We start from the raw sequence: 23,817 nt of genomic DNA, 5'->3' as shown, positions 1-23,817 counted from the left end.
TTCAGCCCTTCACCGCCGCCACGATCTTCTTGGCTGCGTCGTCGAGATCGTCGGCCGACACGACGTTGAGGCCGCTGTCGTTGATGATCTTCTTGCCGAGTTCGGCGTTTGTGCCTTCGAGGCGCACCACCAACGGCACTTCCAGGCCGACTTCCTTGACCGCGGCAATCACGCCCTCGGCGATGATGTCGCACTTCATGATGCCGCCGAAGATGTTGATCAAAATGCCTTTGACCGCCGGATCCCGGGTGATGATCTTGAACGCCGCCGTCACCTTCTCCTTCGACGCGCCACCGCCGACATCGAGGAAGTTGGCGGGTTCGGCGCCGTAGAGCTTGATGATGTCCATCGTCGCCATGGCAAGGCCGGCGCCGTTGACCATGCAGCCGATATTGCCGTCGAGCGCGACATAGGCGAGGTCGTATTTCGACGCCTCGATCTCCTTCTCGTCCTCTTCGGTGGTGTCGCGCAATTCCATCAGTTCGGGGTGGCGAAACAGCGCGTTGTTGTCGAACGACACCTTGGCGTCCAGCACGCGCAGGCGGCCGTTTTTCATCACGATCAGCGGGTTGACCTCGAGCAGGCTCATGTCCTTCTCGACAAAGGCCTTGTAGAGGATCGGGAACAGCGTGCCGGCATCCTTGGCGGCATCGCCGGTGAGGCCCAGCGCTTCCACCAATATGTCGACGTCGATGGTCGTCACGCCGGCCAGCGGGTCGATGGCGCGGGTGATGATCTTTTCCGGCGTGTCGTGGGCGACGCCTTCAATGTCCATGCCGCCCTCGGTCGAGACGACGAAAGCGATGCGGCCGACCGAGCGGTCGACCAGGATCGACAGATAAAGCTCGCGATCGATGTCGGCGCCGTCCTCGATATAAAGGCGGTTGACCTGCTTGCCGGCCGGGCCGGTCTGCTTGGTGACCAGCGTGTGGCCGAGCATCTCATTGGCGTTGGCGACGACGTCGGCCACCGACTTCGCCAGCCGCACGCCCCCCTTGGCGTCGGGCGACAGTTCCTTGAACTTGCCCTTGCCGCGGCCGCCGGCATGGATCTGGCTCTTCACCACATAGAGCGGACCGGGCAGCGCTTGTGCCGCGGCTTCCGCCTCGCTTGCCTTGAACACCGGCACGCCCTCGGCCACCGGCGCGCCAAAGCTCTTCAGCAGCGCCTTGCCCTGATATTCATGGATGTTCATCTGGATGGTCTCCGGATCGGCTGCTTGGGGGGATCACTTCGAGGCGAGGTGCGGGGCGATCTTGACGCAGGCCTCGGTCAGGCCCTGCACCGTCGCCACCGAGGCGTCGAACATCTTCTGCTCGGCCTTGTTGAGGTCGATCTCGATGATGCGCTCGACGCCGCCGGCGCCGATCACAACGGGAACGCCGACATAGGTGCCCTTGACCCCATACTGGCCCGAGAGATGCGCCGCGCAAGGCAGCACGCGCTTCTTGTCCTTGAGGTAGGATTCGGCCATCGAGATCGCCGAGGCGGCTGGCGCGTAGAAGGCCGAGCCGGTCTTCAAGAGGCCAACGATCTCGGCGCCGCCGTCACGGGTGCGCTGGACGATCTGGTCGAGCTTTTCCTTCGAGGTCCAGCCCATCTTGATGAGGTCCGGCAGCGGAATGCCCGACACCGTGGAATAGCGGATCATCGGCACCATGGAATCGCCGTGGCCGCCGAGCACGAAGGCGGTAACGTCCTCGACCGAGACCTTGAATTCCTCGGCTAGGAAATAGCGGAAGCGCGCGCTGTCGAGCACGCCGGCCATGCCGACGACATGGGTCTTGGGCAGGCCGGAAAACTTCTGGAGCGCCCAGACCATGGCGTCGAGCGGGTTGGTGATGCAGATGACGAAGGCCTTGGGTGCATATTTCTTCAGCCCGGCGCCGACCTGTTCCATGACCTTGAGGTTGATGCCCAGCAGATCGTCGCGGCTCATGCCTGGCTTGCGCGGCACGCCCGCGGTGACGATGCAAACGTCGGCGCCCTCGATGCCGGCATAATCATTGACGCCGGTCAGCCGGGAATCAAAACCGTCGACCGGCGACGACTGCGCGATATCGAGCCCCTTGCCTTGCGGGATGCCCTCGGCAATATCGAACAGCACCACGTCGCCGAGGTCCTTGAGGCCGATCATGTGAGCGAGCGTGCCGCCGATCATGCCGGAGCCGATGAGCGCTATCTTGTTGCGTGCCATGTGAGGAAATTTTCCCTTTGTCTGTGACGACGCCCAAATCCCTGGCGATCTGTTGACGGCGTCGAGGAAGAGGCCGGAATGCTATGGTCTCAGCGAGATTTCGCCGCATCCAGTAGCCCCGGTGGAAAATATATTCAATCGATTATTTTCGAGTGAATGATTTCAATCGGTTAGAAACATTGGGATTTACGTAAACGTCAAAGTTTGTAGGCCAGCTTGGGAGATTTTACACAATGAGCGTGGAAATCAGAAGACTATATCCAGGCGATGACGCCCTTGTGAAGCGCATCGCCGAGGACGTGTTCGACGAGCCGGTCCGGGCAGACAGGCTTGCTGCCTACCTCGCCTCATCATCAGGTCATCTCATGATCGTGGCATTGGCCGACGGCGTCGTCGACCAATGCCCCACAATCATCCACCGCCATCCCGACAAGGTCAACGGACTCTACATCGACGAAGTCGGCGTCTCACCCGCCTACCAGCGCCAAGGCATCGCGCGAAAAATGCTCGACGCGATGTTCGCGCTCGGCCGCGAGCAAAGGTTGCGGCGAAGCCTGTGTTGGAACCGAGCCGGACAATGTTCCATCGCGCGGGCTTTATGAAAAACGCAGGGAGGAGCATGGGCAGGCGGAGGCGTTTGTAATGTATGCGTATGACCTTTAGGCGTCGGCGGGACAGCGCCCCCCTCTGCCTTGCCAGGCATCTCCCCCACGAGGGGGGAGATCGGACGTCACGCGACCTTTCGCCAATCTCCAATGGCCGCAGGAATGAGCGGAGCGCCGAAACCGCCAATCTCCCCCCGTGTGGGGGAGATGTCCGGCAGGACAGAGGGGGGCGCGAAGGATCACTACATAATGACCTCTTCGAACCCTCAGACCTGCACTTCCGCCTTCGCCTTTTGCCGTTCCGCCCAGTCCTCCAGCCAATCCCGGCTCTGCATTTCGATCAGCCGCGAGGCCGTGCGCTCGAATTCGAACACCTCGTTGCCGCGCCTGGCCGTATAGAGCTCAGGGGGCGAGGCATCGGCGCTTACCACCAGCCGCGTGTGATGATCGTAGAGCGTGTCTATCAGGAGGATGAAGCGCTTGGCCTCGTTGCGCTTGCCTTCGCCCAGCACCGGCACGTGATCGATGAAGACGGTCGAGAAGCGGCCGGCAATGGCCAGGAAATCGCGTGCGCCGAGCGGCTTTTCGCAGAGGTCGGCGAAGGAAAACCGCGCTGCATCCCCGGCGGCAGCCGGTATCCTCACTTGCCGCCCCTTGAGCGTCAGCGAGGTCTCGGCCGTCAGCGCTCCACGCGTCATCGCCTGCCAGGCCTCGTCGAGCACACGGTCGGCTTCGGCATCCGCCGGGGTGACATAAACCGGCGTGCGGGCGAGCTTTTCCAGCCTGTAGTCCTTGTCGGCATCAAGCGTCAGCACATGGGCGTGGCGCTCGAGAATGCTGATGAAGGGCAGGAAGAGCTGGCGGTTCAGCCCGTCGCGATAAAGGTCCTGCGGCGCGACATTCGAGGTGGCGACCAGAACCACGCCATTGGCGAACAGCGCCGAAAACAGCCGCGACAGGACCATCGCATCGGCAATGTCGGTGACCGAAAACTCATCGAAGCACAGCACCCAGGCCTGTTCGGCAAGCTGAAGCGCGACCGGCGGGATCGGGTCGTCCTCCTTGACGTCGCCGTTCTTGCGCGCCTGCCGGTGCTTCTGGATGCGGTCCTGCACATCGGCCATGAAGTCGTTGAAATGAACGCGGCGCTTGCGCCTGACCGGCAACAGCTCGAAGAACATATCCATCAGCATGGTCTTGCCGCGACCGACGCCGCCATGAATGTAGAGGCCCTTGACGACCTCGCGCGTCTCGCGCTTGCGGGCAAACAGCCAGCCGAGCGCGCTCGACTTGTGCGCCAGCCGCTTGACCGAGATCTCGTCGGTCAGCCGGTCGAGCGCGGCGGCGATGCGCTCCTGCGCAGGATCGCGCTCGATGGCGCCGGTTGCGACCAGATGGTCGTAGCGCTGCCTGACGGTCGCATGGGTCTGGAGGCCGTCACGCAGATGCATCGGTCACGTCGCTTACTTTGAGCGGATTGCTCCAGGAAAGATCAGGGTGTGTTGAGGTTCAGGTCAGGCCGAGCCGAGAATGGTGGCTCCTGAGAACCGGAGCGGAGCGTACTTAAGTACGCACCTGAAGCGCAGGAAGCCGCCGTTCGCAGGCCGGCCTCACCTGAATATCAGCATACCCTGCCTACCTTGTAAGCGATATCGGCAAGCCGTTGGTAGTCTGGCCGTCGAATTTCGAACCGCCCGAGGAATAGAGCCGCGCCAGCGTGCCGCCACTCTCGTCATAGAGCGTCAGCTGCTTGCCGGCGACGTTCCACGATTTGATGCCGTCGATGGGCGGCGGGCAATGCAGCGGCCCGGCGCGGAAGCCGGCGCCGAATTTGGTCTGCGGCGTCGCCACCTTGCAGCTCTGTCCGGACACGCTGGCGTTCCAGACGCCGGCAACGCTCGCAGCGGTAAGGTCGGAGGCTCCGGCCGGCGCCGATCCGTCCGGCGGCAGCGAGGCGACCTGCGCGCCTGCCGGCGCGGTCGGGAATTGCGATGGGTCGGTGGTGCCCGGCGCTGCCGGGGGCGGCAGTTGGCTTCCGCTCACCGTGCCGGCGGGCGCGGGCTGCAGCGGGGCGGGCTGCTGGTCATCCATCGATGAAAAACGCGAGGTCGAACAGCCGCTCGCAACGAGCGCTGCCAGCGATACGGCCATCAGCCCGCTTCTCGAAAAAATCATTCAAACCTCCGTCGGATCCGGCTGGGGGGAAGCCGTCCGCACAATCTCACCCCTCACCAAGATGGAGAAGGTGGCGAAATTTCAACCCGATATGGTTAAAATAGGGTTTGCACCACGAATTGTTGTAAATTTGTCGCAAAATGGCTGGCGGACAAAAGGCATGTCTTCGCTCTAGCGCGGTTCCAACCGGTACATTGGTTGCGAAAGCGGCACCGGAGCCCGCAGCAGGTCGGCGCATCGGCGGTCGAGCGCAACTGCCGGCGCAAAACTGATTGAAGCGCTTGAGGCGCAAGGCCTGGCGCGTGAGCGGTTTCGCGCCTTGCGTCCGGGCGAGGTTTGGGACGTTCCCGAGATCGAGCGCGGCTGGAGTCTGCATTTGGCCGTTTACGGCACTGCCATTTTAGCCGATGGTCTATCGCAATAGGGGGAACAGATGAAATCAATCTTGGCAGTTTTGATCGCGCTGGTAATTTCGACGCCGGCCGCTTTCGCGGGTGAAATCACCGATCGCGCCGCTGAAGCCGAAAAGGCACTGCAGGCGGGTGATGGCGCCGGCGCGCTGGACAAATTCCGCAGCGCCGAGGACGCTCTGTGGCAAGCGATGCCGCTTGGCGTGCAAAATGTGAAGCATATCCTGTCGGCCAGCGGGTTCGGCGCCTACGCCGAGCGCCCGAACCATGTCTACAAGCCGGGCGAAGAGATTGTGCTTTATATGGAGCCGGTCGGTTACGGCTACGGCTCGGATGGGCTCGGCAACAACCAGATCGCGCTTTACGTTGACCTTACCGTGCTTTCCCAGTCGGGCGAGAAGCTGGGAACCGTCGAAAAGCTTGGTCGGGTCCAGCTCGCCTCGCGCTCGCATAACCGAGAGATGTTCTTCAAATTAAACGTCTCCCTGGATGGCGTTCCCCCCGGCAAATACCGCGCGGATTTCCTCATGCACGACGAGAACTCGCCAAAGACGGCGCCTTTCACGACCGACTTCGAGATTGCCGAATAGCGCGCCCAGTCGGAAAGAGCCTCGCGGCAACGGAACCAGAGCGCCGCAGATGCGTTCTTAAGCCGGCTGCAGGCCAGTCAATTTGCGAGGCATTGTCCATGATCAAATGGATCATCATTCTTCTGATCGTTGCTGCCGCCGCCAGCCTGCTCGGCATGCCGGCGCTGGCCGGTGCCGCCGCCACCGGCGCGCGCCTGCTGATCGGCATCGTTCTCGTCATCTTCCTGCTGATCGTACTCGGCGTTTTCGCGGTAACCTAGACGCAGCCCACACTGGTAATTCCCGCCCGTTTCCGCCATATAGCGGCGAAACGTACAGGAATTACCTCAGATCATGGCAGGCACTGCCCCCTTCGCCAAGATGAACGGCATCGGCAACGAAATCATCGTCGCCGACATGCGTGGCCGTGCCGATAGGGTCACGGCGGCGTCGGCTGTCTCGCTGAACGCCGATGCGGCGACCAGGTTCGACCAGATCATGGCGATCCACGATTCGCGCACGCCGGGCACCGCCTTTTACATCGACATCTTGAATTCCGACGGCTCGGGCGCGCAGGCCTGCGGCAACGGCATGCGCTGTGTCGTCCAGGCGCTGGCTGCCGAAACCGGCCAGAAGACTTTCACCTTCGAGACCCGCGCCGGCATCCTCAACGCCGTCGAACATGCCGACGGCACCATCTCGGTCGACATGGGCACGCCGCGCTTTGGCTGGCAGGACATTCCGCTGGCCGAGGAATTCCGCGACACCCGCATGATCGAGTTGCAGATCGGCCCCATCGACGCGCCGGTGCTGCATTCGCCTTCGGCTCTCTCGATGGGCAACCCGCACGCCATCTTCTGGGTCGACAACGATGTCTGGTCCTACGAACTCGAGCGTTTCGGCCCGCTGCTCGAAAACCATCCGATCTTCCCCGAGCGCGCCAACATCACCATCGCCCAGGTAACGTCGCCGGAGACGATGATCATCCGCACCTGGGAGCGCGGCGCCGGCCTGACTAAGGCCTGCGGCTCGGCCGCTTGCGCTTCCGTCGTCGCCGCTGCCCGCACCCGGCGCACCGGCCGCAGCGTTACGCTGATGACGCCCGGCGGCGGCTCGCTGCATGTGGAATGGCGCGACGACGACCACGTCATCCTGACCGGCGCCGCCGAATGGGAATTTTCCGGCAGTTTCGATCCGTCGACCGGCAGCTGGGCCCGCGACACCGAAAGCGCGGCCTGATGTCTGCACTTGCCGATACCAAGGGCCTCAACTCCCAAGGCATAGACGTCGTCACCTTCGGCTGCCGTCTCAACACCTATGAATCCGAGGTGATGCGGCGCGAGGCCGAAAGTGCCGGCCTCGGCGCGCTCAAAGGCGGCGCCATCATCTTCAACACCTGCGCCGTCACCGCCGAAGCGGTGCGCCAGGCCAAGCAGTCGATCAGAAAGGCCCGCCGCGAAAATCCGGCGGCGCGCATCATCGTCACCGGCTGCGCCGCGCAAACCGAACCGCAGAATTTTGCCGCCATGGACGAGGTCGACCTCGTGCTTGGCAACGAAGAGAAGCTGAAGGCCAACTCCTACCGCGCGCTGCCGGATTTCGGCGTCAACGACACCGAGAAGGCGCGCGTCAACGACATTTTCTCGGTGCGCGAGACCGCCGGTCATATGGTGGACGCCATCGAGGGCCGGGCGCGCGCTTTCGTGCAGGTGCAGAATGGCTGCGACCACCGCTGCACCTTCTGCATCATCCCCTACGGCCGCGGCAATTCGCGCTCGGTGCCGATGGGCGCGGTTGTCGAGCAGGTCAAGCGTCTCGCCGGCAACGGCTATGCCGAGATCGTGCTGACCGGCGTCGACATGACCTCTTTCGGCGCCGACCTGCCGGGCGCGCCGAAGCTGGGAAAGCTGGTGAAGACCATCCTGAAGCAGGTGCCTGATGTGAAGCGGCTGCGGCTGTCCTCCATCGATTCGATCGAGGCGGATGATGATCTGCTCGACGCCATCGCCACCGAACCCAGGCTGATGCCGCATCTGCATCTGTCGCTGCAATCAGGTGACGACATGATCCTGAAGCGCATGAAGCGCAGGCATTTGCGCGACCAGTCGATCCGCTTCTGCGAAGATGTGCGCAAATTGCGCCCGGCAATCGTCTTCGGCGCCGACATCATCGCCGGCTTCCCGACCGAGACCGAGGAAATGTTTCAGAATTCGATAAAGATCGTCGAGGAATGTGGGCTGACGCACCTGCATGTCTTCCCGTTTTCGCCGCGCGAAGGCACGCCCGCCGCGCGCATGCCGCAGGTCCGCCGCGAACTGGCCAAGCAGCGCGCGGCCCAGCTGCGCGCCGCTGGTGAGACTGCGTATCGCCGCCATCTGTCGTCGCTTCCCGGAACGCGCCAAACGATCCTTATCGAGCGCGACGGCCTCGGCCGCACCGAAGGGTTCACGCTTGCCGCGCTCGGCACAGGCGCGCCGGGCGAGATCGTCGAGGCAGACATCACCGGCCATGATGGGGCGCACCTGATAGCCTCGCCCCTCACTGCCCGCGCCGCCTGAGACGATTGAAGCATGGCCGGTTTTTTCAAGAACATATTTTCGTTCGGCAAGAAGGAAGTCGTCGAGGAGCGCATCGACGAAACCGCTCCCCTGCCGCCGATCAAATGGGATGCGCTTGAGGCGCTGAAGCCGGCGGCCGAGCAGGTCGGTCCGGCGTTCTTGAAGCGCGAGAAGCCCGAGCCGCCGACGCCCCACCCTCCCCTCGATGGGGAGGGTCGCCACGAAGTGGCGGGGAGGGGTGAGAGCGCCGACGCCGGCGCGCCTCCCCCCCCCCCCCCCCCGGCCCGTGGGACCTCCCCCATCGAGGGGGAGGTAAAGCCTGCGCCGCAGTCGGCGCCAGAAGAACCGAAGCCCGAACCCGCGCCGACCATCCCGCCCGCGCCGGAACCGGTCGTCCCATCCGAGCCGGAACCGTTGCCGGAGCCCGCGCCGGTAGAAGAACCGCAGCCTGAGCCGGAGACACCCGAGCCGCCTGCACCGGAAGAAGTTCCTGCGCCGCCAGCCGTTCCGGAGCCGGCTCCCGAGCCGCAGCCCCAAGAAGTGCCGCCGGTGCCGGCCGAGCCGGAGATCGAACCATCGCGTCCGGAACCGCAGCTGGAGCCCGCTCCCGTCGAAGTGCCGACGCCTGCCGAGACTCCAGCAGAACCGGCCGCCCCGATCGAAGTGCCGCAATCGTCCGCGCCTCCCGCACAGCCTACCTCAGAGGTCAGCGCCGCCCCTCATCCGCCTGCCGGCACCTTCTCCCCGTATAGCCACGGGGAGAAGGACGAGGCGCCCCACCCTCCCCTCGATGGGGAGGGTCGACGCGAAGCGGCGGGGTGGGGTGATGGCGCCGACGCCAGCGCAAATCATCCCCACCCCCAAGCTTCGCTTGGGACCTCCCCCATCAAGGGGGAGGTAAAGCGCACGTCGGTTGAAGCTGTACCCGCGCCGGTCGAAGCCAAGACCATCGTTGCCGAGCTAGCGCCCGCGCCGGCCCCGCAACCTTCGCCACAGTCAAAACCAGCTCCCGGCAAAGTCACCGTCACCAAAAAGGTCGAGCAGAAAGCCGAGCCGCAAAAGGCGCCCGAACCGGCGCCGCGACGCTCCTGGTTCCAGCGCATGCGCGACGGGCTTGCCCGCTCCTCGAAAGAACTCACCGGCAACATTGCCGGCGTCTTCACCAAGCGAAAGCTCGACGAAGAGACGCTACAGGACCTCGAAGACGTGCTGATCCGCGCCGATCTCGGCATGGAAACAGCCTTGCGCGTCACCGATGCGCTCGCCGCCAGCCGCTATGGCAAGGATGTCTCCGACGGGGATGTCCGCACCATCATGGCGGCCGAGGTGGAGAAGGTGCTAGCCCATGTCGCCATGCCGCTGGAGCTCGACCTCTCGCACAAGCCGCATGTCATTCTGGTGGTCGGCGTCAACGGCACCGGCAAGACCACGACCATCGGCAAGCTCGCCGCCAAACTGACCGATGGTGGCCTGTCGGTGATGCTGGCCGCCGGCGATACCTTTCGCGCTGCAGCCATCGAGCAGCTGAAGATCTGGGGCGAGAGGACGAAGTCTCCGGTCATCGCCTCGAAGATCGGCGCGGATGCCGCCGGCCTCGCCTACGACGCTTTCGAACGCGCCAAGGAGGCCGGCTCCGACGTACTGATCATCGACACCGCCGGCCGGCTGCAAAACAAGACCGAACTGATGGCGGAGCTGGAAAAGATCGTGCGCGTGCTGGGCAAGCTCGATCCGGAAGCGCCGCATACCGTGCTGCAGACGGTCGACGCCACCACCGGCCAGAATGCGCTCAATCAGGTCGAGATCTTCCGCAATGTCGCCGGCGTCAACGGCCTGGTGATGACCAAGCTGGACGGCACGGCGCGCGGCGGTATTCTGGTCGCGATCGCGGCAAAGCACAAACTGCCGGTCTACTTCATCGGCGTCGGCGAACAGGTCGACGACCTCGAACCTTTCTCAGCCAGCGAATTCGCCAGGGCGATCGCGGGCGTAGCGTAAAAAGCACGATCCCGAAGAGCTGCAGGCTTTTTTGGACAAGATCATGCGTCAGAAGGAAGTCATGAACCCTCCCATCCTCGAACGCGACCCGTCCGACCCGCGAAAGAAGAAAGAAAGCGTCAATCCGCTGCTCAAGCTGGTGCTGGAACTCGGGCCGCTGATGGTGTTCTTCTTCGCCAATGCACGCGGCGCCTGGCTGGTGCAGAAATTTCCTGTCCTGGCCGAATTCGGCGGGCCGATCTTCGTCGCCACCGGCCTGTTCATGGCGGCGACCGCGATCGCGCTGATCGCCTCCTGGCTGCTGCTGCGCACCTTGCCGATCATGCCGATGGTCTCGGGCGTCGTCGTCTTCATCTTCGGCGCGCTGACGCTCTATCTGCAGGACGACGTGTTCATCAAAATGAAGCCGACCATCGTCAACACCCTGTTCGGCGGCGTGCTGCTCGGCGGTCTGTATTTCGGCCGATCGCTGCTCGGCTATGTCTTCGATTCGGCCTTTCGCCTCGATGCCGAAGGCTGGCGCAAGCTGACTTTCCGCTGGGGCCTGTTCTTCCTGTTCCTGGCTCTTGCCAATGAAGTGGTGTGGCGGAATTTTTCCACCGACTTCTGGGTTACCTTCAAGGTCTGGGGCATCATGCCGATCACCCTGTTGTTCACCTTCAGCCAGATGCCGCTGATCCTGCACCATTCGATCGAGGATAAGGCCGAGAAGGTGGAAGAAGCCGGCAAGTAGAGCAATTCCAGGAAAAGTGTGAAGCGGTTTTCCGTCCGGAATTGCGTCCGAATAAACGGAGACGGCCATGGAATTCGTCACCACGCGCGACGAACTGAGGACGATCTACAAGACCCCGCGGCCGACCGACGCCTCAATGCGCAAGGAACTCCGGGCGCTCGACGGCCACTGCCGCTCCTTCATCGGCAAGAGCCCCTTCGTGCTGATTGGTTCTTCCGACGGCGCCGGAAATTCCGACGTGACGCCGAAAGGCGACAGGCCGGGCTTCGCCCTTGTCCTAGACGACACGACCATCGCCATTCCCGACCGGCCCGGCAACAACCGGCTGGACACGCTGGAAAACATCCTGCTCAACCCTTCGGTCGGGCTGCTTTTTCTCATCCCCGGCATGAACGAGACGCTGCGCATCAATGGCGACGCCCGCATAACCGTCGATGCCGGTTTGCGCGAGCGCCTCACCGTCGACGGCAAGCAACCGCAAAGCGTCGTCGTGGTGAGCGTCAAGGCCGCTTACATGCACTGCGCCAAGGCCTTCATGCGCTCCGAATTGTGGAAGCCGGACAGCTGGCACGACCGCGCGACATTGCCGACGCTCGGTCAGATCCTGTCCGATCAGATGGCGCATGCCGAAACTGCCGACGATTTCGACCGCTCGCTGGACGAAGCCTACAGCAAGACCCTGTGGTAGATTTCGGGTACGATTCGCCATTGCGGTCCTTGCCGGTTTCCCTAGCCCTGTTTCCCCGTGATCGAACTCCTCGCCATCTCCGGCAGCCTGCGCGCCGCCTCGACCAATTCGGCGCTGCTGGCGGCGCTGTCCGCGAACGCGCCTTCGGATTGCCGCGTAACTGTCTATGACGGGCTCGGCCTGCTGCCGATCTTCAACCCGGATGACGAAGGCGAGCGCACACCGGCCGAGGCCATGCGGCTGATCGAGGCCGTCACCAGCGCCGACGGCATCATCGTCTCCTGCCCCGAATATGCCCATGGCGTGCCCGGCGGCATGAAAAACGCGCTCGACTGGCTGGTCTCGCGCGACGCCGCAGTCGGCAAGCCCGCCATGCTGGCCCACGCCTCCGCGCGCTCGCTCTACGCCCGCGCAGCGCTTGCGGAGATCATGCGGACGATGTCGTTCGCGCTTTGTGAGAATGCGGTTCTGGAGATTGCCTTGCTCGGCAAGAAACCGCCGGAGATAGAAGCGATCCTGGGAGAGGACGAGAACCTGCGGGCCATGCGCGAAGCGGTGCAGGTTTTCGCGAGTTTTATACGCGCAAACGTTGCCTCGTCATCCTAGGGCGGAGCAAGGAGCGAAGCGACGCGGCGCAGACCCTAGGATGACGAACGAAAGGGTGCGGCGCACCCCAACGTGCCGCTGTGCTACCCCTTCCGCAACGTCTCGACATCGGTCACACCGACATACCAGTCGCGCGCGTTGACCTCTTCGAACACCACCCAGACGTCGTCATTGCTAAGCCCGGTGGCGTCCATGATCGCCGCCGTGACCTTTTTGGCAATGTCGGCCTTCTTGCCAGCGGGATCAGCGGCGATCACTTCCTTGACGATGCGGATGTTGACGAATGGCATGACGCCTCCCCTTGAATTGTGTCTGATACCGCCGCCGCTGGGCGGCTTCGAAATCCGCTCCGGCGAACCGCTTGGCGGTGGTTCCGCGGCCGCAGCGCTACAGGCGCCGCCGGCAGGCGCAGAAACGCCATCAAGGGCCGCCAGAGAAGCGTTTCCAGCAGCCTCAATACGTCTTCGCCCCGTTCACCATCAGCCGCACCATGTAGAGCGACGTGGTGCCGGCGATGTAGAGGCAGTTCAGCTTGTTGCCGCCGAACACGCAATTGGCGGTCACTTCCGGCACCTTGACCTTGCCGATCAGCGTGCCGTCGGGATCGTAGCAATGGATGCCGTCGGCGGCACTGGTCCAGATGCGGCCGGCCTCGTCGAGCCGGAAGCCGTCGAATAGACCGGCCGTGCAGTCAGCGAACACCTTCCCGCCCGAGACCTTCTTGCCGTGCTTGCCGACGTTGAAGACCCGCATATGCGCGGGGTTCTGCGCGCCATGGGTGCGGCCGGTGTCGACGACATAGAGCTGGCTTTCATCCAGTGAAAAGGCAAGCCCGTTCGGCCGGACCATGTCGGTGATGACGGCCTCGACCTCGCCCGTATCCGGATCGACCCGGTAGACATTGCAAGCGCCGATCTCGCTTTCGGCCTTGTCGCCCTCATAGTCGGTGTCGATGCCGTAGCTCGGATCGGTGAACCAGATCGAGCCGTCGGATTTCACGACCGCGTCATTGGGCGAATTCAGCCGCTTGCCTTTCCATTCGGCCGCGATGGTGGTGACGGAACCGTCATGCTCGGTGCGGCTGACGCGGCGGCCGGAATGCTCGCACGTCACCAGTCGGCCCTGGCGGTCGACGGTGTTGCCGTTGGAATTGCCGGAGGGCTGACGGAAGACGCTGACATTGCCGTCGGTCTCGTCATAGCGCAGCATGCGGTTGTTGGGGATGTCGGACCAGACGACATAGCGGCCGGCGGCGAACCAGGCCGGCCCTTCCGCCCACTGACATCCGGTAAACAGCTTTTCCACCTGGGCGTTGCCGTTGAACAGCCGCGCGAAACGCGAATCCAGAATTTCGTAATAGTCTGCGGTCGCCATGCATTTCCTCCGGGCATCACGTGACGCGCGGATCAAGCCAGCCTGCGGGCGCGATGGCAAGGTGGCGCAGGCGCAATTTGTAAGACAAAAGGTGCCCGGCCGGCATGGCCCGCCAGCCTGTCCGGCCGTTTATGGTGCTGGAGCGCTGTATTAACCCGCTATGCGCCCTGTGCAATGGTGCATTGCAACATCTTCTTTTTGCATCGCACCATTCCTATGTCATGGTGCGAACGACCAAGGGAGGAACAAATTCACCGCTGATATGCGGCACGAAAGGACCCTTGCTATGGCTTTTGACAACCTCTTCTCCCGCGCGCGCACCTCGATGGCCAAGCGCCGCCACTATAACCGCCTCGTCGCGGAAATCGAAAACCTGACGAGCCGCGATCTGGCCGACCTGCGCGCCGACCGCTCGGAAATGCTCTACCAGGTCCACAGGCAGATCTACGGCTGAGCATTTCAGACCTCAGCGGGGCACCGCCCCCTCACCCGGATTGCCAAACCGAATTGCATGAGCAATTCGGGCAATCCGACCTCTCCCCCCGGGGAGAGGAGCTAGCCTGTGCCGATGCTTCCCTCTTCTCCCCCACGGGGAGGAGGGGGCGCGTAGCGGCCCGATGAGGGGGCATGGCGCCAACGTCAGCTCGGTGCCGCGAGCGCCTTTTCAATCTGCGGCAACAGAACATCCCTCGCCGACTCCCCTGTCAGCGGCCCGACATGCTTGTAGGCAATCTTGCCGTCCTTGCCGATGACGAAGGTTTCCGGCACGCCGTAGACGCCCCAGTCGATGGCCGTGCGGCCGGCCTCGTCGACACCTATCGCCTGGAACGGATTGCCGAGATCACCAAGGAACCGGCGCGCGTTTTGCGCTTGGTCCTTGTAGTTTAGCGCGGCCATGACGAAGCGCTTGTCCTGCGACAGCTGCAAGAGCACCGGATGCTCTTCCCGGCACGGCGCGCACCACGATGCAAAGACGTTGACCAGCGTTACCTTGCCGGCGAAGGCTTTCGAATCCAGCCCGGGCAGGTTTGACCCTTCCAGCGCCGGCAGGTTGGTCTGCGGCGCCGGCAGGCCGATCAGCGCCGACGGCACTGCCGCCTCATCGCGTCCCGACAAAAGCTGCGACAGGAACAATCCGGCGAGGCCGAGAAAAACCAGCAGCGGCAACAGCACGATCAGGCGGCGGCGCGGCGACGCCGTCGTTTCGCTTTCCGTGCTCATGGCTTGCTGGCCCCAGTGCTGGCCCCAGTACCGGCTTTGTCCGAGCGACGCCGCACGCCGGCCGCTTCGAGGTCTGCCAGTTCGCGCTTGCGGGTCCGCTGGTCGAGCAGGATCCAGCCGATCAGCCCGGCCAGCACGATCACCGTGATGCCATAGGCGGCCGCGACATAGAGTGCGTGTGCACTCATGCGCTTCGCTCCCCTTCCACCGTCACTTCGTCGTGCTCGATCATGGCCTTCCCATGGCTTTGCGGCTTTCTTAGCTTTGCGGCTGGGGCTTCGCAATTGATCGTCGCGCCGCAGCGGTCATATCAATCCGTTCCATGCCGCAGCGCCAGTGCTGCCGCCACCGGACCCAGCACGGCAAGAAACAGCGTCAGCGCGGCAAGAATGAGGAAGGGCTGCAGGAACGGATCAGGGTCGGCCACCGCGCCGTAGCTCGCCGACACCCCGAAGATCAGCACCGGGATGGTCAGCGGCAGCACCAGCACCGAGATCAGCAGACCGCCACGCGGCAGCGCCACCGCCACCGCCGCCCCGACCGCGCCGATGAAAGTGATCGCCGGCGTGCCGACCAGCAGCGTGAGCGCGGTGGCGCCGATGCTGAGCGGCTCCATGTTCATGAACAGGCTCAGCAGAGGTGCCGCAACCACCAGCGGCAGAACGCTGCCCGCCCAATGCGCCAGGCACTTCACCAGCACCGTCAACGCCAGCATGTGGCGGTCATTGCCCAGCACCAGAAGATCGAGCGACCCGTCTTCGCGATCGGCCTGAAACAGCCGGTCGAGGCCGAGCAGGCAGGCGAGCAGAGCGCCGATCCAAAGGATCGCCGGACCGATGCGGGCGAGCAGCTTCAGGTCCGGTCCGACACCGAAGGGGATGGTGGCGATGACGGCGAGGAAGAAGATGACGCCGGTGAGCGCCCCGCCCCCGGCACGGATTGAGAGACGGACGTCGCGCAGGAAGAGGGCTAGCATTGCCAAGCCGCGCCTGCGGTTTGATCGCCATCTTGCCGAAGGTGGCGTTCCTTCACACCCCCCTCTGTCCTCCCGGACATCTCCCCCGCAAGGGGGGAGATTGGCAGTTCCACTGCTGACGCCTCTTTTTCAATGCCGGTGATTGGCGAAAGCCGGCATGACATCTGATCTCCCCCCCTGCGGGGGAGATGCCCGGCAGGGCAGAGGGGGGTGGGCGGGAATGCCGACATCACCCTGTTGCTCCCATCCTCAATGCCTGTGCTCCATCCAATCCCAGTGGCAAATGCGTCGCCGCGACAATGATTCCACCTTCTGCGCAATGCCTCGTCATCAGCCCCGCAAACCGCGCCTCCGAGGCCTTATCCAGCCCAGCCGTCGGCTCATCCAGCAGCCACAGCGGCTTATGACTGACCAGCAATTTCGCAATCGCCGCCCGCCGCCTTTGCCCGGTCGACAAATATCCGAAAGGCAGATGGCCGATGCCGCCGAGACCAACCGTCTCCAGCGCCTCTCCGACACCCAACTGCCCATCGCCGTTGAAATCGCGCCAGAAGCGCAGATCCTCCGCCACGCTGAGCGCCGTCTTCATTGCATTGAGGTGGCCGAGATAGTGGACCGCCGAAGCGATCGTCGGAAACCTCTCGCCGCCCTCGATGCGCACATCGCCTTGCGCCTTCGGCAGCAGCCCGGCGATGACCCTGAGCAGCGTCGATTTGCCCGAGCCGTTCGGCCCGGTGACGACCAGCACCTGGCCCTTGTCGAGCGCAAAACCGATGCCGGAAAAGACCGTCTCGCCGCCGCGTTCGCCGCCCAGATTTTCGGCAATCAGCCGCATGCCTGCCCGTCCCGAAAACTTTACCGCGCGATAGCTGCCGCATCGCACAAATTTGCTCCGCAACTGTCTAGAACTATTCCAGAAAATTCTCTATATGCGGGACATCCGTGCCAGCGGTCGGCACGGGAACAGAATTTGCGCCGAACCAGCGCACGCGCCGCCTTGAACGGCTCGGGTTGGCTGGGAACGGACAGCGGAAATGGCCGTACCCGCACCTTTGCGCGTGATTGCATGCCCATCGGCGTCCGTTCCCTTTCAGGCTGAACAGACAAGGACGGACCGCACGTGTCAAAATCCCTCGACAGTTTCAATTGCCGCCGCACCCTCACCGTGGGTGGCGCGGACTATGTCTATTACAATCTGGTCGAGGCCGAGAGGAACGGCCTCACCGGCATTGCCCAGCTGCCTTATTCGATGAAGGTGCTGCTGGAAAACCTTTTGCGCAATGAAGACGGCCGCTCCGTCACCAAGGACTCTATCCAGGCTGTTGCCGGCTGGCTGACCGACAAGGGCACCGCCGGCGTCGAGATCGCCTATCGCCCCGCGCGTGTCCTGATGCAGGATTTCACCGGCGTCCCGGCGGTGGTCGACTTGGCCGCCATGCGCGACGGCCTCAAGGCGCTCGGCGGCGATCCGCAGAAGATCAATCCGCTGGTGCCGGTCGACCTCGTCATCGACCACTCCGTCATCGTCGACGAATTCGGCACGCCACTGGCCTTTGCCAGGAATGTCGAGCTCGAATATGAGCGCAACGAAGAGCGCTATAAATTCCTGAAATGGGGCCAGCAGGCGTTCCGCAATTTTCGCGTCGTGCCGCCCGGCACCGGCATCTGCCATCAGGTCAACCTCGAATATCTCGGTCAGGTCGTCTGGACCAACACGGAAGACGGCGGAACGACCGCCTATCCCGACACCTGCGTCGGCACCGATTCGCACACCACTATGATCAACGGCCTTGGCGTGCTCGGCTGGGGCGTCGGCGGTATCGAGGCCGAGGCGGCGATGCTCGGCCAGCCGGTTTCCATGCTGTTGCCCGAAGTCATCGGCTTCCGCCTTACCGGCAAGCTCAGGGAGGGCATCACCGCCACCGACCTCGTACTGACCGTCACCCAGATGCTGCGCAAGAAGGGCGTCGTCGGCAAGTTCGTCGAGTTCTTCGGCCCGGGCCTGTCCAACATGACGCTGGCCGACCGCGCCACCATCGGCAACATGGCGCCCGAATATGGCGCCACCTGCGGCTTCTTCCCGGTCGACGGCGAGACCATCCGCTACCTCACAATGTCGGGCCGCGAGGAAAGCCGCATCGCCCTGGTCGAGGCCTATTCCAAGGCGCAAGGCATGTGGCGTGACGCCGGCTCGGCCGACCCTGTCTTCACTGACCTGCTCGAACTCGAGCTCGACAGCGTCGTGCCGTCGATGGCAGGTCCCAAGCGCCCCGAAGGCCGCGTTCCGCTCGAAGGCATTCCGGCCGGCTTCGCAAAGGCGATGGAAACCGAGTACAAGAAGGCTGCCGAAATCCACAAGCGCTATGCCGTCGAAGGCACCGACCATGATCTCGGTCATGGCGATGTCGTCATTGCCGCCATCACGTCCTGCACCAACACCTCCAACCCGAGCGTGCTGATCGGCGCCGGCCTTTTGGCGCGCAACGCCAACCGGCTCGGCCTCAAGCAGAAGCCGTGGGTGAAGACCTCGCTGGCGCCGGGCAGCCAGGTGGTCGCCGAATATCTGGAAAAGTCCGGCCTGCAGAAGGAGCTCGACCAGATCGGCTTCAACCTGGTTGGTTTCGGCTGCACCACCTGCATCGGCAATTCCGGCCCGCTGCCGGCGCCGATCTCCAAGACCATCAACGATAAGGGCCTGATCGCCGCCGCAGTGCTCTCCGGCAACCGCAACTTCGAAGGCCGTGTTTCACCTGACGTGCAGGCGAACTATCTGGCGTCGCCGCCGCTGGTGGTAGCCCATGCTTTGGCCGGCACCGTCACCAAGGACCTGACCACCGAGCCACTCGGCGAAGGCCGCGACGGCAAGCCGGTCTATCTCAGGGATATCTGGCCGAGTTCGGCCGAGATCCAGGAGTTCATCGAGAAGAACGTCACACGTGAGCTATTCGCCCGCAAATATGCCGACGTCTTCAAGGGCGACGAATACTGGCAGAACGTCAAGGCGCCGGAAGGCCAGACCTATGCCTGGGACGACAACTCGACCTATGTGCAGAACCCGCCCTATTTCGCCGGCATGACCTCCGGTTTCGGCAGGATCGGCGACATCAAGGGCGCGCGCGTGCTCGGCCTGTTCGGCGACAAGATCACCACCGATCACATCTCACCGGCGGGTTCGATCAAGGCCGCTTCCCCGGCCGGCAAATACCTCACCGACCATGGCGTCGGCGTTGCCGACTTCAACCAGTACGGCACAAGGCGCGGCAACCATGAGGTGATGATGCGCGGCACCTTCGCCAACATCCGCATCCGCAACCACATGCTGGGCGAGAACGGCCGCGAGGGCGGCTACACCATCCACTACCCGTCGAAGGAAGAGGAATCGATCTACGACGCGGCGATGAGATACAAAAAGGAAGGCGTGCCGCTGGTCATCTTCGCCGGCGTCGAATACGGCAACGGCTCCTCGCGCGACTGGGCAGCTAAAGGAACGAATCTCCTCGGTGTCCGTGCCGTCATCGCCCAGTCCTTCGAGCGCATCCATCGCTCCAACCTAGTCGGCATGGGCGTCATCCCCTTCGTCTTCGAGGAAGGCACCTCATGGGCCTCGCTCAACCTCAAGGGTGACGAGCTGGTCGAGATCGACGGCATAAGCACCATCAAGCCACGCCAGACGATGATCGCCAAGGTGACCTATGGCGACGGCACCGTGAAGAACGTGCCGATCATCTGCCGCATCGATACGCTGGACGAACTCGACTACTTCAAGAATGGCGGCATTTTGCAATACGTGCTGCGCGATCTGGCCGCGTAGCGGCCAGGGCTTAGGCAGTAGGGATTGGGCGGTAGCGGGGAACGACATCCCCCACTCCCTACTCCCTACTCCCTACTCCCTACTCCCAGTCTTTCCAAAGCATTGCCCGATCCGATCGAAGCCCCGCCCTGTACGACAGGAGTAAAAACCGGCTGGGCTCAGCAAGATCTGCCCCACGCTCCTGATGCCATGCTCCCGATCGAACCGGGCGGTGAAGTGCTCCCCCTGTGATGGCCATACCCATGGTTGCGGCAGCAAAAATTTCACCGCAACGTGACTTCCCGTTGACTGTCGCTTCTGCCACAAATCTGGGCAACCAGAACAAGGCCGGCGTCACCGGCGGGAATCGGAACGATCATGGCACCTCGACACCCTCTGCGGCTTGCGGCTTTTGCGCTGGCCTTCTCGGCGCTTGCCGGGACCGGGTTCGCCGAGGAATCGGGAACGACCCAGACCGACAAACCGCAGATTGACAGGCCCTTGGGCGTGGTCGAGCTGTTCACCAGCCAGGGCTGCAATTCCTGCCCGCCGGCGGACGCGTTCTTTGCCGAGCTGGCGGCCAAGGACAACGTCGTCGCGCTCGCCTACCACGTCAATTACTGGGACTATCTCGGCTGGCAGGACACGCTGAGCAGCAAGGACAATACCGACCGGCAATATGACTATATGCGCGCCTTCGGCACCCGCTCCGTCTACACGCCGCAAGCCGTCATCAATGGTCGCAGCCATGTCAACGGCGCCAGCCGCAAGGAGGTCGACGGCGCGCTTGCCCGCATGGAGAAATCCGGTGAAGGCATGCGGGTCAGCGTCAAGGTCAGCCGCACCAGCGATCGCGTCATGATCGATGCCGGCGACGCCGGTAGCGGCCCGAGCGACGCCCATGTCGTCATCGTCTATTTCGAACCACCGCAGACGGTGACCATCGCCAAGGGCGAGAACACCGGCCGCAGCATGACCTACTGGAACGCCGTCACCGGCATCCAGACCGCCGGCATGTGGCACGGCAAGGCGCAGCGCTACGAATTGCCGATGACGGAGATCGCCAAGAAAGGCGGCTGCGCCGTGCTGCTGCAGTCGGTCGGCAAGGACGGCCTGCCGGGCCCTATTCTGGGCGCTGCGTTTATTCACAAGCCTTAAGAGGCCCCCTCATCCGGCCGCTCTCGGCCACCTTCTCCCCGAGGGGAGAAGGGGCTGAATCAGCGCTGGCGCGAACTCCTCTCCGCTCGGGGGAGGTCGGATTGGCCCGAATTGCTGTTGCAATTCGGCTGGCAATCCGGGTGAGGGGATGCGCCCGCAAACTGGGCACCGCAGCCTCCAGCAAATTCTTCAAGCAGCCAAAAACAAAAAAACCGACGTCAGCTTGCTTCTGACGTCGGTCATTTAGGTTTTGGGATCGTCGCACCCGGTCTCTCCCTGAGGAAAGTCCGAGGTTGGTTCGATCCGACGCAGACCCGTGGGCGGGGGGCTTGGGGTTTACGAGCCGGTGCCGGACCGAACCGTCTCAGGCAACGCCGGTAAATTCGTCGGACATTGGGGCATGAGCGCGGATAAAAAAAGGCGGAAATGTGGCGAGGCATCACCAATTCAAACACCGCGTTTTATAAAAGTGACTGGACGTTGCGAAAACAGCGCAGTCCCGGGATGGTTAGCCGGGCCTTGCAATTCCACGGCGAACACGCCAACTTCTGCAAGCGAGATTCATTTTCAAAGGGATCGCGGGATGACCGATCGCAGCGGTGGGACGGAGGATGGGGACGCATCCGCAATATTGATCCCGCTGCACGAGGCGCGACGCGAACGCCTCGACCAGCCGGTCCGTTTCGACCGGCGTGAACTCGACGAGATCCTGAGGCTGTACGGACGCATGGTCGCCGCCAACGAATGGCGCGACTATGCCATCGATCATCTGTCTGATCGGGCTGTGTTTTCAGTCTTCCGCCGGGCCAGCGAAGTGCCGCTGTTCCAGATCGTCAAGGATCCGAAACTGGCACGCCGGCAAGGCGCCTTCGCCGTCATCGCCGCCGGCGGCCGAATCCTCAAGCGCGGCCAGGAACTCGGTCGCGTGCTCAACGTCTTCGATGCTAAGCTGAAGATTGTCCAGGCCTAATTGAGAATTGGGGAATTGAAGAACTGAAGAACTGAAGAATTGAAGAAAGAGGATGTAACGGTCGAAATACCGCCGGGTTTGTTCTCAGCTATTCAAATCCTCAATTCTTCAGTTCTTCAACTCCTCAATTCCCCCTCCTCAGGCTCTCACGAAACTTCCGCTCCGGCAGCGAATGCGGATCGGGCGGAACCGTTACGCCGCCATTCAGCGACAGCTGCATGAACACCGTGTCAAGCCAGCGCCCATGCTTGTAGCCGGAGCCTTCCAGGCGACCGGAATGGCGAAAGCCGAGCTTTTCATGCAGCCGCACCGAGGCGCTGTCTGGATGGCCGTCGCCGATCACCGCGACGATCTGGCGAAAGCCCGCCATACGGCAGGCTTCAATCAGCGCCTGCATCAGCAGCAGCCCGACGCCCTGGCCCTTCGCATCAGGCGCGACATAGACGGAATCCTCTACGATGAAGCGGTAGGCCGGGCGCGGCCGGAACGCGCCGGCATAGGCGTAGCCGAGCAGCGCGCCATCTCGTTCCGCCACCAGATAGGGAAAGCCCCCCGCCGTCAGGCTGTCGAAGCGCCCACCCATCTCAGTGCGGCTGGGCGGCTCCAGCTCATAGCTCGCGGTGCCATGCGTCACGGCATCGCCGTAGATCTCGGTGATTCGGCCGAGGTCGCCTTCCAAGGCCGCGCGGATGGAAATAGTGCTCATGATTTATGCAGACGATTCATCTGCCTCCATGACAGCAAAGGCCGGCACAAAAGAAAAGGGCGGCCGTTGGCCGCCCCCTTGATATCAGCTGGTCCAGTTGCCTGATGGGAAGACCGCCTAGCGGCGATCGCCCATGAACTGCAGCAGGAACATGAACAGGTTGATGAAGTCGAGATATAGCCTCAACGCGCCCATGATCGCCTTGCGGCCGGCAACGTCGGCCTGATCGCCTTCGTAGTACATTTCCTTGATGGTCTGCGTGTCATAGGCGGTGAGCCCGGCGAAGATCAGCACGCCGATCGCCGAGATGGCGAAGCCGAGCGCCGACGATTGCAGGAAGATGTTGATCAGCATGGCGATCACCAGGCCGACCACGCCCATGACCAGGAACGAGCCGAACGCCGAAAGGTCGCGCTTGGTCGTGTAGCCGTAGAGCGACAGCGCGCCGAACGCGGCCGCCGTGGCGAAGAAGGTCTGAGTGATCGAGGCGCCGGTGTAGACCAGGAAGATGGTCGACAGCGACAGGCCGACCAGGCCCGAATAGACCCAGAAGGTGGTTTGCGCCGCGGCCACGCTCATCGACTGGATCCTGAACGACAGGAAGAAGACGGCGGCGAGCGGAGCCAGGATGACCACCCAGCGGAAGCCGCTGGCATAGATCAGCGTGCCGAAAGCGGTCAGCTGTCCGTCGCCGGTGACGGCGAGCTGGAAAGCGCCCCAGGCGGCGACGCCGGTGATGAGGAGGCCAAGCCCCATCAAATTGTAGACCTTGAGCATGTAAGTGCGCAGGCCTTGGTCGATGTCGGCGCGCGCGCCCGGCACGGCCGAAGTCTGGTAGTTGCGAATGGGCTCAGCCATTGGAATCCTCTGTTGCTTCTGCCCCGTACGGTGTCAGGCCCTTTCGGACCTGGGCGCCGCTGGCGGGGCTCCAGCATGCCTGTGGCGAAATATGATGGTTCTTGACGTCAAGAACAAGACCGCAACGGGCTGCAACGCTTGGTGAATCTCCGGAAGCCGGTTTTCTTGGGCTTCCATGACTGCACATTACCAAGATTTAATCGGAAACGGCAGATTCGGCCAACC

Annotated in this window: 25 protein-coding genes; 13 read left to right on the top strand and 12 right to left on the bottom strand. The window is 63.1% G+C overall.

Annotation, left to right across the window (positions count from 1 at the left end; translation table 11 throughout):
- Position 1: 1 nt before the first annotated feature.
- Both sucC and mdh read right to left on the bottom strand, forming a co-directional pair.
- On the bottom strand, positions 2 to 1,195 hold the full coding sequence (sucC, locus tag NKJ64_RS26850) for an ADP-forming succinate--CoA ligase subunit beta (RefSeq protein ID WP_023706741.1): 1,194 nt from the start codon (positions 1,193 to 1,195) through the stop codon (positions 2 to 4).
- A 33-nt stretch (positions 1,196 to 1,228) separates the two neighbouring features.
- Positions 1,229 to 2,197, bottom strand: coding sequence for a malate dehydrogenase (gene mdh, locus NKJ64_RS26845; protein ID WP_023670541.1), 969 nt, complete (start codon positions 2,195 to 2,197; stop codon positions 1,229 to 1,231).
- A 233-nt stretch (positions 2,198 to 2,430) separates the two neighbouring features.
- On the opposite strand from mdh, the gene NKJ64_RS26840 reads away from it, so the two are divergent.
- Positions 2,431 to 2,799, top strand: coding sequence for a GNAT family N-acetyltransferase (locus NKJ64_RS26840; RefSeq protein ID WP_245264522.1), 369 nt, complete (start codon positions 2,431 to 2,433; stop codon positions 2,797 to 2,799).
- Positions 2,800 to 3,068: 269 nt separating this feature from the next.
- On the opposite strand, the gene zapE is transcribed toward NKJ64_RS26840, so the two are convergent.
- Complete coding sequence (gene zapE, locus NKJ64_RS26835) at positions 3,069 to 4,253, bottom strand: cell division protein ZapE (RefSeq protein WP_352463606.1); 1,185 nt, start codon at positions 4,251 to 4,253, stop codon at positions 3,069 to 3,071.
- Positions 4,254 to 4,437: 184 nt separating this feature from the next.
- Positions 4,438 to 4,977, bottom strand: coding sequence for an AprI/Inh family metalloprotease inhibitor (locus tag NKJ64_RS26830; RefSeq protein ID WP_352463605.1), 540 nt, complete (start codon positions 4,975 to 4,977; stop codon positions 4,438 to 4,440).
- Positions 4,978 to 5,410: 433 nt separating this feature from the next.
- On the opposite strand from NKJ64_RS26830, the gene NKJ64_RS26825 reads away from it, so the two are divergent.
- The 8 genes from NKJ64_RS26825 (at position 5,411) to NKJ64_RS26790 (ending at position 12,539) form a co-directional block, all read left to right on the top strand.
- Positions 5,411 to 5,977: a hypothetical protein gene (locus NKJ64_RS26825; protein WP_023732882.1), complete on the top strand. Its 567-nt coding sequence runs from the start codon at positions 5,411 to 5,413 to the stop codon at positions 5,975 to 5,977.
- 98 nt (positions 5,978 to 6,075) lie between these two features.
- Complete coding sequence (locus NKJ64_RS26820; RefSeq protein ID WP_023671746.1) at positions 6,076 to 6,237, top strand: DUF1328 family protein; 162 nt, start codon at positions 6,076 to 6,078, stop codon at positions 6,235 to 6,237.
- A gap of 73 nt (positions 6,238 to 6,310) precedes the next feature.
- Positions 6,311 to 7,195 (top strand): diaminopimelate epimerase, encoded by an 885-nt coding sequence (gene dapF / locus NKJ64_RS26815; protein ID WP_352463604.1) that lies wholly within the window; start codon positions 6,311 to 6,313, stop codon positions 7,193 to 7,195.
- Positions 7,195 to 8,514, top strand: a complete 1,320-nt coding sequence (gene mtaB / locus NKJ64_RS26810) for a tRNA (N(6)-L-threonylcarbamoyladenosine(37)-C(2))-methylthiotransferase MtaB (protein WP_352463603.1) — start codon at positions 7,195 to 7,197, stop codon at positions 8,512 to 8,514. Before dapF ends, mtaB begins: the two co-directional genes overlap by 1 nt.
- A gap of 12 nt (positions 8,515 to 8,526) precedes the next feature.
- Positions 8,527 to 10,512, top strand: coding sequence for a signal recognition particle-docking protein FtsY (gene ftsY / locus NKJ64_RS26805; RefSeq protein WP_352463602.1), 1,986 nt, complete (start codon positions 8,527 to 8,529; stop codon positions 10,510 to 10,512).
- Positions 10,513 to 10,573: 61 nt separating this feature from the next.
- The gene (locus NKJ64_RS26800) at positions 10,574 to 11,245 is read left to right on the top strand and encodes a septation protein A (RefSeq protein ID WP_023687683.1); all 672 of its coding nucleotides are present in this window, start codon (positions 10,574 to 10,576) and stop codon (positions 11,243 to 11,245) included.
- 67 nt (positions 11,246 to 11,312) lie between these two features.
- Positions 11,313 to 11,933: a pyridoxamine 5'-phosphate oxidase family protein gene (locus tag NKJ64_RS26795; RefSeq protein ID WP_023831872.1), complete on the top strand. Its 621-nt coding sequence runs from the start codon at positions 11,313 to 11,315 to the stop codon at positions 11,931 to 11,933.
- Positions 11,934 to 11,990: 57 nt separating this feature from the next.
- Positions 11,991 to 12,539: an NADPH-dependent FMN reductase gene (locus NKJ64_RS26790; protein WP_023683853.1), complete on the top strand. Its 549-nt coding sequence runs from the start codon at positions 11,991 to 11,993 to the stop codon at positions 12,537 to 12,539.
- Between the two features lie 83 nt (positions 12,540 to 12,622).
- Here NKJ64_RS26790 and NKJ64_RS26785 read toward each other — a convergent pair whose 3' ends face one another.
- Both NKJ64_RS26785 and NKJ64_RS26780 read right to left on the bottom strand, forming a co-directional pair.
- Complete coding sequence (locus tag NKJ64_RS26785; RefSeq protein WP_023683852.1) at positions 12,623 to 12,829, bottom strand: tautomerase family protein; 207 nt, start codon at positions 12,827 to 12,829, stop codon at positions 12,623 to 12,625.
- A gap of 163 nt (positions 12,830 to 12,992) precedes the next feature.
- The gene (locus NKJ64_RS26780) at positions 12,993 to 13,913 is read right to left on the bottom strand and encodes an SMP-30/gluconolactonase/LRE family protein (protein WP_352463601.1); all 921 of its coding nucleotides are present in this window, start codon (positions 13,911 to 13,913) and stop codon (positions 12,993 to 12,995) included.
- A 286-nt stretch (positions 13,914 to 14,199) separates the two neighbouring features.
- Between NKJ64_RS26780 and NKJ64_RS26775 the strand changes: the two genes are divergently transcribed.
- Positions 14,200 to 14,367, top strand: a complete 168-nt coding sequence (locus NKJ64_RS26775; protein ID WP_023671737.1) for a hypothetical protein — start codon at positions 14,200 to 14,202, stop codon at positions 14,365 to 14,367.
- A 185-nt stretch (positions 14,368 to 14,552) separates the two neighbouring features.
- On the opposite strand, the gene NKJ64_RS26770 is transcribed toward NKJ64_RS26775, so the two are convergent.
- The 4 genes from NKJ64_RS26770 to ccmA all read right to left on the bottom strand — a co-directional run bounded on the left by NKJ64_RS26770 (position 14,553) and on the right by ccmA (position 16,945).
- Positions 14,553 to 15,134, bottom strand: coding sequence for a DsbE family thiol:disulfide interchange protein (locus NKJ64_RS26770; RefSeq protein WP_023671736.1), 582 nt, complete (start codon positions 15,132 to 15,134; stop codon positions 14,553 to 14,555).
- Entirely contained in the window at positions 15,131 to 15,322 is a 192-nt protein-coding gene (gene ccmD / locus NKJ64_RS26765; RefSeq protein ID WP_023671735.1) for a heme exporter protein CcmD, read from the bottom strand. Before ccmD ends, NKJ64_RS26770 begins: the two co-directional genes overlap by 4 nt.
- Before the next feature lie 122 nt (positions 15,323 to 15,444).
- A complete protein-coding gene (gene ccmB, locus NKJ64_RS26760; RefSeq protein ID WP_023828742.1) occupies positions 15,445 to 16,110 on the bottom strand; it encodes a heme exporter protein CcmB in 666 nt (221 codons plus the stop codon).
- A gap of 229 nt (positions 16,111 to 16,339) precedes the next feature.
- Positions 16,340 to 16,945, bottom strand: a complete 606-nt coding sequence (ccmA, locus tag NKJ64_RS26755; protein WP_023828743.1) for a heme ABC exporter ATP-binding protein CcmA — start codon at positions 16,943 to 16,945, stop codon at positions 16,340 to 16,342.
- Between the two features lie 285 nt (positions 16,946 to 17,230).
- Between ccmA and acnA the strand changes: the two genes are divergently transcribed.
- The 3 genes from acnA (at position 17,231) to NKJ64_RS26740 (ending at position 22,028) form a co-directional block, all read left to right on the top strand.
- On the top strand, positions 17,231 to 19,921 hold the full coding sequence (acnA, locus tag NKJ64_RS26750) for an aconitate hydratase AcnA (protein ID WP_352463600.1): 2,691 nt from the start codon (positions 17,231 to 17,233) through the stop codon (positions 19,919 to 19,921).
- Positions 19,922 to 20,278: 357 nt separating this feature from the next.
- Positions 20,279 to 21,058 (top strand): DUF1223 domain-containing protein, encoded by a 780-nt coding sequence (locus NKJ64_RS26745; RefSeq protein WP_023683845.1) that lies wholly within the window; start codon positions 20,279 to 20,281, stop codon positions 21,056 to 21,058.
- A gap of 583 nt (positions 21,059 to 21,641) precedes the next feature.
- Positions 21,642 to 22,028 (top strand): DUF2794 domain-containing protein, encoded by a 387-nt coding sequence (locus tag NKJ64_RS26740; protein WP_023683844.1) that lies wholly within the window; start codon positions 21,642 to 21,644, stop codon positions 22,026 to 22,028.
- 124 nt (positions 22,029 to 22,152) lie between these two features.
- On the opposite strand, the gene NKJ64_RS26735 is transcribed toward NKJ64_RS26740, so the two are convergent.
- On the bottom strand, positions 22,153 to 22,734 hold the full coding sequence (locus NKJ64_RS26735; protein ID WP_023747387.1) for a GNAT family N-acetyltransferase: 582 nt from the start codon (positions 22,732 to 22,734) through the stop codon (positions 22,153 to 22,155).
- A 117-nt stretch (positions 22,735 to 22,851) separates the two neighbouring features.
- Positions 22,852 to 23,592, bottom strand: a complete 741-nt coding sequence (locus NKJ64_RS26730; RefSeq protein ID WP_352463599.1) for a Bax inhibitor-1/YccA family protein — start codon at positions 23,590 to 23,592, stop codon at positions 22,852 to 22,854.
- Positions 23,593 to 23,817: the final 225 nt, after the last annotated feature.

The organism is Mesorhizobium sp. M0062 (assembly GCF_040323125.1).
GTDB lineage: Bacteria > Pseudomonadota > Alphaproteobacteria > Rhizobiales > Rhizobiaceae > Mesorhizobium.
The sequence above is the reverse complement of the archived record's forward strand: the minus strand, read 5'-3'. Positions and strand labels throughout refer to the sequence as shown.

What these genes read in the sequence shown, in the direction of transcription:
- ccmD (WP_023671735.1), bottom strand. Translation starts at nt 15,322, where the DNA reads ATGAGTGCACACGCACTCTATGTCGCGGCCGCCTATGGCATCACGGTG.
- NKJ64_RS26785 (WP_023683852.1), bottom strand. Translation starts at nt 12,829, where the DNA reads ATGCCATTCGTCAACATCCGCATCGTCAAGGAAGTGATCGCCGCTGAT.
- zapE (WP_352463606.1), bottom strand. Translation starts at nt 4,253, where the DNA reads ATGCATCTGCGTGACGGCCTCCAGACCCATGCGACCGTCAGGCAGCGC.
- NKJ64_RS26800 (WP_023687683.1), top strand. Translation starts at nt 10,574, where the DNA reads ATGAACCCTCCCATCCTCGAACGCGACCCGTCCGACCCGCGAAAGAAG.
- NKJ64_RS26730 (WP_352463599.1), bottom strand. Translation starts at nt 23,592, where the DNA reads ATGGCTGAGCCCATTCGCAACTACCAGACTTCGGCCGTGCCGGGCGCG.
- NKJ64_RS26770 (WP_023671736.1), bottom strand. Translation starts at nt 15,134, where the DNA reads ATGAGCACGGAAAGCGAAACGACGGCGTCGCCGCGCCGCCGCCTGATC.
- NKJ64_RS26830 (WP_352463605.1), bottom strand. Translation starts at nt 4,977, where the DNA reads ATGATTTTTTCGAGAAGCGGGCTGATGGCCGTATCGCTGGCAGCGCTC.
- NKJ64_RS26820 (WP_023671746.1), top strand. Translation starts at nt 6,076, where the DNA reads ATGATCAAATGGATCATCATTCTTCTGATCGTTGCTGCCGCCGCCAGC.
- mdh (WP_023670541.1), bottom strand. Translation starts at nt 2,197, where the DNA reads ATGGCACGCAACAAGATAGCGCTCATCGGCTCCGGCATGATCGGCGGC.
- sucC (WP_023706741.1), bottom strand. Translation starts at nt 1,195, where the DNA reads ATGAACATCCATGAATATCAGGGCAAGGCGCTGCTGAAGAGCTTTGGC.
- NKJ64_RS26780 (WP_352463601.1), bottom strand. Translation starts at nt 13,913, where the DNA reads ATGGCGACCGCAGACTATTACGAAATTCTGGATTCGCGTTTCGCGCGG.
- ftsY (WP_352463602.1), top strand. Translation starts at nt 8,527, where the DNA reads ATGGCCGGTTTTTTCAAGAACATATTTTCGTTCGGCAAGAAGGAAGTC.
- ccmA (WP_023828743.1), bottom strand. Translation starts at nt 16,945, where the DNA reads ATGCGGCTGATTGCCGAAAATCTGGGCGGCGAACGCGGCGGCGAGACG.
- NKJ64_RS26735 (WP_023747387.1), bottom strand. Translation starts at nt 22,734, where the DNA reads ATGAGCACTATTTCCATCCGCGCGGCCTTGGAAGGCGACCTCGGCCGA.
- NKJ64_RS26775 (WP_023671737.1), top strand. Translation starts at nt 14,200, where the DNA reads ATGGCTTTTGACAACCTCTTCTCCCGCGCGCGCACCTCGATGGCCAAG.
- NKJ64_RS26795 (WP_023831872.1), top strand. Translation starts at nt 11,313, where the DNA reads ATGGAATTCGTCACCACGCGCGACGAACTGAGGACGATCTACAAGACC.
- ccmB (WP_023828742.1), bottom strand. Translation starts at nt 16,110, where the DNA reads ATGCTAGCCCTCTTCCTGCGCGACGTCCGTCTCTCAATCCGTGCCGGG.
- NKJ64_RS26745 (WP_023683845.1), top strand. Translation starts at nt 20,279, where the DNA reads ATGGCACCTCGACACCCTCTGCGGCTTGCGGCTTTTGCGCTGGCCTTC.
- NKJ64_RS26840 (WP_245264522.1), top strand. Translation starts at nt 2,431, where the DNA reads ATGAGCGTGGAAATCAGAAGACTATATCCAGGCGATGACGCCCTTGTG.
- mtaB (WP_352463603.1), top strand. Translation starts at nt 7,195, where the DNA reads ATGTCTGCACTTGCCGATACCAAGGGCCTCAACTCCCAAGGCATAGAC.
- NKJ64_RS26740 (WP_023683844.1), top strand. Translation starts at nt 21,642, where the DNA reads ATGACCGATCGCAGCGGTGGGACGGAGGATGGGGACGCATCCGCAATA.
- dapF (WP_352463604.1), top strand. Translation starts at nt 6,311, where the DNA reads ATGGCAGGCACTGCCCCCTTCGCCAAGATGAACGGCATCGGCAACGAA.
- NKJ64_RS26825 (WP_023732882.1), top strand. Translation starts at nt 5,411, where the DNA reads ATGAAATCAATCTTGGCAGTTTTGATCGCGCTGGTAATTTCGACGCCG.